The sequence below is a fragment of the Streptomyces murinus genome (assembly GCF_002154555.1).
In the GTDB taxonomy this organism is placed as follows: Bacteria; Actinomycetota; Actinomycetes; order Streptomycetales; family Streptomycetaceae; genus Streptomyces; species Streptomyces murinus.
Map to the genome: position 1 here is coordinate 1 of NZ_MUNF01000943.1, position 755 is coordinate 755.

At 73.0% G+C, this 755-nt stretch carries 1 pseudogene; it reads right to left on the reverse strand.

Annotated elements, in window-relative coordinates:
* Positions 1-160: 160 nt before the first annotated feature.
* A pseudogene (locus tag CCN72_RS41205) lies at positions 161-724 on the reverse strand (molybdopterin cofactor-binding domain-containing protein); the annotation flags it as partial.
* Positions 725-755 lie beyond the last annotated feature (31 nt).

Below are 755 nucleotides of genomic sequence, written 5' to 3' on the forward strand. Positions count from 1 at the left end.
CGGCGGCGGTTTCGGTTCCAAACTCCAGGTGTACGGCGAGGAGGTGCTGGCCCTCGCGGTCGCCCGCCGGCTGGGGCGGCCGGTGAAATGGACGGAGTCCCGCTCCGAGGGCCAGCACCTCCTCGCCGTACACCTGGAGTTTGGAACCGAAACCGCCGCCGACGTCCGGGGCGATCACCCGCAGCTTGTGCTCGGGGATGCCGGTGACCGTCGCGAGCATGATCCGCAGGATGTGCGGGATCTGGGTGGCGGAGTACATGGTGTACTCGCCGGAGGCGGCCAGCGGGGTGACCACGACCGCGCGCGGCTCCATGGCGTTCGGGATGAGCCGCTGCTGGTGGTAGCGCCGCTTGACCGTCACCTCGGCGCGCTCGCNNGGGGCGCCCTCGGCGAGCGCGTCCTCCAGGTCGAGGACCGGGGGCAGCGGGTCGTAGTCGACCTCGATCGCCTCCAGCGCGTCGGCCGCCGCGTACCGGTCGCGGGCCACGACGACGGCCACCGGGTCGCCCGCGTAGCGGACCTCCTCCACCGCGATCGGCGGATGGTCGGGCAGCACGATGTCCTCGGTCACCGGCCAGGCGCAGGGCAGCGAGCCGAGCCCCTCGGCGAGGTCCGCGCCGCTGAACGCCGCGAGGACACCGGGGCGTTCGAGCGCGGGGGCGACATCGACGCGGGTGATGCGGGCGTGCGCCATCGGGCTGCGCAGCACGGCCAGATGCAGCATCCCGGCGACCTGGATGTTGTCGGTCCAGGTG